The 7136-nt window shown below is 71.3% G+C and carries 7 protein-coding genes; 5 read left to right on the top strand and 2 right to left on the bottom strand.

What is annotated here, in order from left to right; genetic code table 11:
* The first annotated feature begins 160 nt into the window (after nt 1–160).
* The 4 genes from upp to ACFRCG_RS38605 all read left to right on the top strand — a co-directional run bounded on the left by upp (nt 161) and on the right by ACFRCG_RS38605 (nt 2998).
* Nucleotides 161–802: a uracil phosphoribosyltransferase gene (gene upp, locus ACFRCG_RS38590; RefSeq protein WP_380040312.1), complete on the top strand. Its 642-nt coding sequence runs from the start codon at nt 161–163 to the stop codon at nt 800–802.
* A gap of 337 nt (nt 803–1139) precedes the next feature.
* Nucleotides 1140–1307, top strand: coding sequence for a hypothetical protein (locus tag ACFRCG_RS38595; RefSeq protein ID WP_170222223.1), 168 nt, complete (start codon nt 1140–1142; stop codon nt 1305–1307).
* A gap of 4 nt (nt 1308–1311) precedes the next feature.
* On the top strand, nt 1312–1866 hold the full coding sequence (locus ACFRCG_RS38600; protein ID WP_380040314.1) for a PH domain-containing protein: 555 nt from the start codon (nt 1312–1314) through the stop codon (nt 1864–1866).
* Nucleotides 1867–2116: 250 nt separating this feature from the next.
* Nucleotides 2117–2998 carry a SigB/SigF/SigG family RNA polymerase sigma factor gene (locus ACFRCG_RS38605; RefSeq protein ID WP_078976446.1) on the top strand — a complete coding sequence of 294 codons (882 nt, stop codon included), beginning with the start codon at nt 2117–2119 and terminating at the stop codon, nt 2996–2998.
* 133 nt (nt 2999–3131) lie between these two features.
* Here the strand turns inward: ACFRCG_RS38605 and ACFRCG_RS38610 are convergent, their stop codons facing one another.
* On the bottom strand, nt 3132–4292 hold the full coding sequence (locus tag ACFRCG_RS38610; protein WP_380040316.1) for a tyrosine-protein phosphatase: 1161 nt from the start codon (nt 4290–4292) through the stop codon (nt 3132–3134).
* Nucleotides 4293–4871: 579 nt separating this feature from the next.
* Here ACFRCG_RS38610 and ACFRCG_RS38615 point away from each other — a divergent pair.
* A complete protein-coding gene (locus tag ACFRCG_RS38615) occupies nt 4872–6686 on the top strand; it encodes a protein phosphatase 2C domain-containing protein (protein WP_380040318.1) in 1815 nt (604 codons plus the stop codon).
* 148 nt (nt 6687–6834) lie between these two features.
* On the opposite strand, the gene ACFRCG_RS38620 is transcribed toward ACFRCG_RS38615, so the two are convergent.
* A complete protein-coding gene (locus ACFRCG_RS38620; RefSeq protein WP_379998717.1) occupies nt 6835–7017 on the bottom strand; it encodes a hypothetical protein in 183 nt (60 codons plus the stop codon).
* Nucleotides 7018–7136 lie beyond the last annotated feature (119 nt).

A 7136-nucleotide genomic window follows, 5' to 3' on the forward strand; every position in this document is an offset into this window, starting at 1 on the left:
ACAAACCGGTTCAATAACTCCAATTTACCCGGGATTCCCATAACCGCCCGGCCCGGACCGCCCGCCGGATCCGCGCACGGCCGACGAATGCCACCGAACACGCCCCGAAACCGACAACCCCGCAGGGTCGCGGGAGGGGCCGGCGGGCTACTGTCGCTGCATGCGGATTCACGTCGTCGACCATCCTCTGGTGGCCCACAAACTCTCCACGCTGCGCGACCGGCGCACCGACTCGCCCACCTTCCGGAGGCTCGCCGACGAACTCGTCACGCTGCTCGCCTACGAGGCGACGCGGGGGGTGCGCGTCGACCCGGTCGCGATCAGCACCCCGGTCAGCGAGACCACGGGCGTCAAGCTCTCCTACCCCCGGCCGCTGGTGGTGCCGATCCTGCGCGCCGGCCTGGGCATGCTGGACGGCATGGTGCGCCTGCTGCCGACGGCCGAGGTCGGCTTCCTCGGCATGATCCGCAACGAGGACACCCTGGAGCCGTCGACCTACGCCACCCGCATGCCCGACGACCTCGGCGGCCGGCAGGCGTACGTGCTCGACCCGATGCTCGCCACCGGCGGCACCCTGATCGCGGCCACCAAGCTGCTCTTGGAGCGGGGCGCGCTGGACGTGACCGCGATCTGCCTGCTCGCCGCCCCCGAGGGGGTCAAGGTGATGCAGGAGGCGTTCGCGGACACCGAGGCCAACGTCACCGTGGTCACCGCCTCGATCGACGAGCGGCTCAACGAGCAGGGCTACATCGTCCCCGGCCTCGGCGACGCCGGCGACCGGCTGTACGGCACCGCGGGCTGACCCGGGCATCGACCCGAGCGGGCCCGACCCGCCCCACGCACCGCGTACGGCCGTTCGGGGCCGATCCCGCGGCCCGTGTCCCACGCGGGACCAAGGCCCTGCCCCGACAGGCCGAACGCCGGATGCGCGCGGCCACGCCTCGGCGCATGCTGGAGATGTGCCCGGGGCTGGGCAGGAGCCCCGCAGGCACCCCGGGACTGTTTGCCGATGCTGCGAAGGTACGACCCACCTTTGCTCCGGCGGGGGTCCCACAGGGGAGAGGGAGTGGCCGGTCCCCCCGCGGCCGCCCCCTCTCCCCTATTGTTTCTCCCCGACACCTCATAGGGGAGGCGGGGATATGGCGGGGCAGACCAAACGGATCCTGACGCTGCTCCTGATCGTTTTCGTCATCTACACGATCATCGCCACTCCCGAGAAGGCCTCCGACCTGGTCGCGCAGTGGTTCCAGGCGATGTCCTCCGCCGCCAAGTGGTGCGGTGACCAGATCAGCAGGCTCACGGGCTGAGGTCGTGCGCCGAGCGGCGAGCGCGGCGTCGGGGCCGGAGCCGGCACCGGTCGACGGCTCCACCACCGAGACCCACGCGATACGCCGCTACCTGCTGCCCACCGAGACCTGCGCGATAGCCGTTCGCCGGCACTGGGCGATCATCATCGGCCCGCTCGCGGTCACCGTGTTCGGGATCGCCTTCCTGGCGCTGCTGCTGTGGTACTTCACGTCCGCGAACCTGATCGTGAAGTACGGCGTGTGGCCCGTCGGCACGGGCCTGCTGCTGTGGTGCTCGGGTCACATACTGACCTGGCGCAACGACTACTTCATCGTCACCGACAAGCGCATCATCCTGGCCACCGGGCTGATCGGCCGGCGGGTCAACATGCTGCCGCTGACGCAGGTGACCGATATGAGCTACCGACGCAGCCCGGGCGGCAGATTGCTCGGACACGGGACGTTCGTGATGGAGTCCGCGGGGCAGGATCAACCGCTCAGGGAGGTCGAGTTCGTCCCTCGACCCGACGCCGTCTACCTGAAGGTATGCGATCAACTGTTCGGCCCGAATGTCGACTGATCGCCAAAGACCGACGAGTAATGCGAAACGGCTGGTAAAACCTCGAATTTTCTTTGCGGTGATTCGCGGCTTTCGTACTGTCGACATGCCGCTAGATACACCCGCATCACCTGACAAATCGGGGATGTCGCAAGGGGTTTGGGGCGGTGACCCGCGCCGGTAAGGGGGTACCGAACGACGGGCTGCCGTTCCACCATGGCCGGCAGCGGACAGGTTCCGCTCCAGGACCGACGAGGAGGTGGGCTCTCCAGTGCTGCTGCGAGATGCTTCCCACGAGGGCACAGCCGGCTCGACCGCCGACCGCGCCGCGCCCGCGCGCCTTCCCCGTACCGGCATCCCCCGCGCCCGCGCGCTCCGGGGTTCCGGCACCGACACCCCCCAGGACACCCGCACGCTGTCCCGAACCCTCCTGCTCCGCCTCACCGACGTCGTCGAGGGATCGGCCGAGCACGCCTACGTGCGCAGCACCCTGGTCGAGCTGAACCTGCCCCTGGTGCGCTTCGCCGCGAACCGCTTCCGCAGCCGCACCGACCAGTACGAGGACGTGCTCCAAGTGGGCACGATCGGGCTGATCAAGGCGATCGACCGTTTCGACCCGCATCGCGGCGTCGAGTTCCCGACCTACGCCGTGCCGACGATCATCGGCGAGATCAAGCGGTTCTTCCGGGACACCTCGTGGAGCGTGCGGGTGCCCCGCCGGCTCCAGGAGTTGCGGCTCGCGCTCGCCGAGGCCACCGAGCAGTTCAACCACAAGTACGACCGGGCACCGACCGTGGTCGAACTCGCCAAGCACCTGAACCTGACGGTCGAGGAGATCCTCGAGGGCATGGAGGCCGCCAACGCCTACTCGCCCGCGTCGCTGGACGCGCACGACCTCGACGACGATCGCGACAACGCGCTGATCGCCCGTCTCGGCCAGGAGGACGAGGCGCTCGACGGGGTCGAGTATCGCGAGGCGCTGCGGCCGCTGCTGGCCCGGATGAGCCCCCGCGATCGGCAGATCATCATGCTGCGCTTCTTCGGCAACATGACGCAGTCGCAGATCGGCGAGCGCCTGGGCATCTCCCAGATGCACGTCTCGCGCCTGCTCGCCCGCGCGTTGGCGCGGTTGCGCGCCGACCTGTCCGCCTGAGCGATCGCGGCCCGACCGCGGTGCGCGCCGGCCTCGGCCGCTGTCCGGCAAGGCCCCTGACGGGTCATCAGGGGCCTCGCCGGGCGGCCGATCGAGACCGCCCGCACCCGGCGGGCCGGGGTCGGGCGGCGGCTCAGAAGCTGAGCAGCCGGGCCCGGAGCCGCAGTTCGGTGATCGGGTCGATGTTCAATCCCTCGCGCAGGTACGCGTCGAACGAGCCGTACTTGCCCCGCACCTCGGCGAACGCCGTGTCCAGGTACGACTTCTGCACGTAAAGCAGCGGGTCCATCAGGCTCGGGTCCTGCATCAGCCCGGCGGCCTTCAGGCCCGCCTTCGTGGCCTCGTTGCGCGCCCGCAGGTTGTCGTTGCTGGCCAGGAAGTCCGCCTGGACGGTGGCGTCGTCGACACCCAGCGCCTTGAGCACGATCGCGCTCATCCAGCCCGTGCGGTCCTTGCCCGCCGTGCAGTTGTAGATCACCGTCCTGCCGTCCGCGAGATCGCGCAGCACGGTGGCGAACTGCGCGCGCTGGGCCGGGTCGTCGACGAAGCCCCGGTAGACGTTCTCCAGCGCGGCGGCGGCCTTGCCGTCGCCGAGCAGCTCCTTCTGCCGGATCGGATCCCGGCTGCCCACCGCGGCGTTGGTGATGGCGGTGAGGTTGCCGTCGGCGATCGGCAGGTTCTCGACCGGGGTGCCCGCGGGCAGCCGGTTGACGCCGTTGCCGGTGATCTCGATGTCGGTACGGAAGTCGGCCGACACGTCGAGGCCCAGACCGCCCAGGCGGGTCACGTCGGCGTCGGTGAGCTTGCCGAGCGCGTCCGCGCGGAAGACCTGGCCGTACTTCACGGTCCGGCCCGCGTCCGCGCGGTAGCCGCCCAGGTCCCGGGCGTTGGGCGCGCCCTGCAGGCCGAGCGAGCGCGGGGCGGTGACCACTGCGGCGTTCGGGCCGGCCGGGGTGATGGCGAAGTACCAGCGCTTGGCCGGGTCCAGGCCGGACACGGTCAGCGAGGTGCCCTTGGTGGTGCCGACGAGCCGGGTGAAGCGGTCCGCGTCGGTGGACGCGTACACGCGCATCGGGCCGGGCCGACGATCGGTCCAGGTGATCGTGTACGTGCCGTCCGGGCCGACCGTGGCCGAGGCCCCGGTGACCGAGCCGAGACCGGCGCGGGCCGAGACGCCCGAGTCGCCGTTGCCCGTGGCGGCCGAGGCCGGGGACGAGGCGACCGCGACGGTGCCGCCGAGCGTGAGCGCCGCCGTGACGGCGAGGGTCGCGAGGCGGGTGGTGCGTATACGCATGCGGTTGTGCTCCCGAGGAGGAAGTGTTCCTGATCGCCCGGGAACGACCTGGGAAAACAACCGGTCGTCGCCGCCGAGCGACGGACACACTGTAGTGACGACCGGGCGCCGACTCCAGACGGTGCCGTATGGAGGAATGGTGCGATGGGTCACTGTACGAGCCGGTTGCCGGATCCGCCGATCACCGGGCGAACCGACCACCCGAAGCCGCCCTCTCGCGGCCCGAATCCGCCGCATCCGCAGGCCACTTCGACACGAAGCCCACCGAACACGCCGGCGAAGAAGCCCAGTCGCCACATCCGCCCCCTCGACGGGGAACGCCGGCACCCGGTTCGGGAGTTTCCCTGATACGCCGTCAAATAGGTACCGAGCGACGGGATTCCGGGTAGAACGGCGCCATCCGCCCGGTCATCGGGCGGACCTGGGGCAAAGTGGGGACCAACGCGCGCGCGTGCGCCCACGGGCACGGGCCGTGCACGCTATACCTGTTGATACCGGTCGCACGGGTGGGAGGACGTCCACTCACCGGCGACCCGAAGGGACCGGCTCGCCGGCCGGCCCGACGCGAAGGAGGAAGCCGTGCCGGACGGTACCAGCAAGCGCCACACCCCCGGCGATGGTTCGCCGGGCCGGCCCGTCCCGCGAGCCCAGGGTCCCCGGCGCCCCGGTCCGGGCGATCGCGAACGCCCCGAACCCGACTGGGATCGTCGGCCCGACCCCGACTACGACCGTCGGCCGGACCCGGACTACGACCGTCGGCCGGATCCGCTGTACGACCGCGAGGTCGAGGCGCCCTCCGGACCGCCGGGCTTTACCGACTCGGCGTCGCCGGACCAGGGCGGGCGCCGCTCCGGGCGGGCCCGCCGGGTGGCCAACTGGTTCGGGTTCGGCGCGCCGCCCGAGGAGGACGAACCGGACCAGTACGACCGCCGGCCCGGCTTCGGCCGCCGCGATCCGTACGAGGCAGACGCCGGGGTGTACGACTACGGGCGCGATCAGGGCCAGGAGTACGACGACGACTACGATCCGGCGCCGCCCGCGTCGGGCCGCAATCGGCGGCGCACCGGCTCCTCGCACTGGGAGGACGTGATGCTCGGCTCGTCGCCGCCTCCGGGCACGCCCATGTCGGACAGCATCCCCGGCGACACCATGCCGCCCGATCGGTTGCACCGCGACGCACAGGGCGTGGTGCCGCCGTCGCGCGGCGCCGCCCGCCCGGGACGGCGCGAGGATCCGCAGCAGTGGCGGCCGGAGCCCGACGACGACATCGAGCCCGCCGATCCGATGGATCCGGTCGACCCGCTCGACCCCGGCCCGAGCCCGTCCGCCGAGCGCCGTCCGAACTACCCGCCGATCCCCAAGCACCGGCCCGCACCGGCCGTCGAGTCGGACGGCTACTCGTCGATCGACGCGAGCCCCGGGTTCGGCGACGATCCGACGGAACGACGGCGCGACGTCGGCGGCGAACCCGCCCCGGACGACGCCGGCGAGGCGGGCACCACGTTCCTCAAGGTGCCCCCGGCCCAGCGCACGCCCCCCCGCTCCGCGCCCGCGGACAACCCGGCCGACGAGGTCCCGCGAAGGATGTTGCGCATGCTCCCACCTCCCGCCCTCGCCGACGGCGGCGGCATGGTCGTCGACGGCGGCCGGCTGGGCCGGTTGAACGTGCGCGCCGCCGGCGTCCGGGGCGAACTGCACCAGCAACAGGGCCTGCCCAGACAGAACTGCTTCGCGGTCGGCCCGGACCCGAGCGCCCGCTGGACGATCGCCATCGTCTGCGACGGCGTCGACAACGCGCACGCCTCCGAACTCGCCGCCCAGATCGCGGTCCGCAGCGCCTATCGCACCGTCGCGCGGATGGTCGCGCGCGAGCGGCACGAGAACTGGGACTGGGCCGGTGTTCAGACGGAGGTCGAGGAGGACCTGCGCTCCCGCCTGACCGGCACCGCCGACCGCGCGCACGAGCTGGGCCGCTCCGAACCCGCCACCCGCCTGGCGATATTGGTCACCGCCGCCGATCCGTTGGAGGACGACCGGGTCGACATGGCCGTACTCGGCGACAGCACCGTGCTCCGCCTGGCCCAGGGCGGCTGGCGTGCGCCGCTGGGCATCCGGGACACCTCGCTGGAGGCCGCGCCGGCGGCGATTCCCGACCAGGCCGGCGACGACCAGCTCCGCATCTGCCGGACCACGTGGCGGCCCACCGACGTACTGGTGATGATGACCGGCGGCTTCGCCGAGGCACTCGGCCAGCCGACCGCCGGTCTCGCCCCGCGCCTGGCCGAGGATTGGCGGACCCCGCCATCCCTGTTCGACTACCTGCGTGATGTGGACGAGGGCCTGCGGCTGCGCGAGGAGGACGGCTGCGTCGTCGCGCTGTGGCCGTCGACCTGACCCGAGGAATCGAGCGACGAACCGCGAATACCGGATACCGGAGTATTCGCGGAATGCATATCGCGGGCGGGATCCCGGAGGGATGGGGTCCCGCCCGCGGTATGTCGGCCCGTTGGTGCGGCGGTCGGTATATCGACCGAGGGGTGGGTCAGGTGACGGCAATGAGCACGACCGCCGCGACCACGATGATCGCGATCACGACTCCGGCGATCAATAGCACCGGCGGGGTGCCGCGCCGGGCCGGTTCGCCGGGAGCCGCGGGGCGGTCCTCGGCGACAAAAGCCCGGAACATCTGAGTACTGGCTGCAGGATCCATCTCGTTGTCAGGCATGCGCAGACCATACCGCACCCCGGAAAACGCAAAAGGCCCGTCCCTTTCGGGACGGGCCTTTCACACGTAAATTCCGGCGGCGTCCTACTCTCCCACACCCCTTCGAGTGCAGTACCATC

This window comes from Embleya sp. NPDC056575, assembly GCF_042793325.1.
In the GTDB taxonomy this organism is placed as follows: domain Bacteria; phylum Actinomycetota; class Actinomycetes; order Streptomycetales; family Streptomycetaceae; genus Embleya.

What these genes read in the sequence shown, in the direction of transcription:
- ACFRCG_RS38595 (WP_170222223.1), top strand. Translation starts at nt 1,140, where the DNA reads ATGGCGGGGCAGACCAAACGGATCCTGACGCTGCTCCTGATCGTTTTC.
- ACFRCG_RS38620 (WP_379998717.1), bottom strand. Translation starts at nt 7,017, where the DNA reads ATGCCTGACAACGAGATGGATCCTGCAGCCAGTACTCAGATGTTCCGG.
- upp (WP_380040312.1), top strand. Translation starts at nt 161, where the DNA reads ATGCGGATTCACGTCGTCGACCATCCTCTGGTGGCCCACAAACTCTCC.
- ACFRCG_RS38610 (WP_380040316.1), bottom strand. Translation starts at nt 4,292, where the DNA reads ATGCGTATACGCACCACCCGCCTCGCGACCCTCGCCGTCACGGCGGCG.